We start from the raw sequence: 520 nt of genomic DNA, 5'->3' as shown, positions 1-520 counted from the left end.
GCACCGCATGGAACAACCTCACCGCCCTGCCACAGACCATCCGATCCATCGGCCTCAGAAAATGGGCTCATATAGGTCAAAGGTGATAGCCCGTAGTATAAGGAGACAGGCCGGGGCAGGTATGGATCTGGAGAGAGGTTCAGTTACGGTTCCTGAACCGCCAGCTTTCGTTCCCTGTCTCGATGATGTCGCAGTGATGGGTCAGACGGTCGAGCAGTGCCGTGGTCATCTTGGCGTCGGCGAATACACTGGCCCATTCACCGAAGGACAGGTTCGTGGTGACAATGACCGAGGTCTGTTCATAAAGGCGGCTGATCATATGGAACAGCAACTGTCCGCCAGACTGGGCAAAGGGCAGGTATCCCAGTTCGTCGAGGATGACAAAGTCCAGTCGGCCGAGTTGTTCGGCCAGCCGACCCGCCCTTGCCGCCCGACTGTCAGCCTCAAGCCGGTTGACCAGGTCCACCACGTTGAAGAACCGGCCACGCCGACCTGTGCGGATGCAGCTCCGGCCAATGGC

General features: G+C 58.8%; 1 protein-coding gene. It reads right to left on the bottom strand.

The window, feature by feature from the left end; translation table 11 throughout:
• Nucleotides 1-139: 139 nt before the first annotated feature.
• The coding region (locus CFR80_RS18825; protein WP_181418227.1) for an ATP-binding protein at nt 140-520 on the bottom strand (381 nt) is incomplete at its 5' end.

Source organism: Komagataeibacter oboediens (assembly GCF_003207815.1).
GTDB classification, from domain to species: domain Bacteria; phylum Pseudomonadota; class Alphaproteobacteria; order Acetobacterales; family Acetobacteraceae; genus Komagataeibacter; species Komagataeibacter oboediens.
Note: the sequence above shows the minus strand (reverse complement) of the source record. Positions and strands in the feature narration are given on the sequence as shown.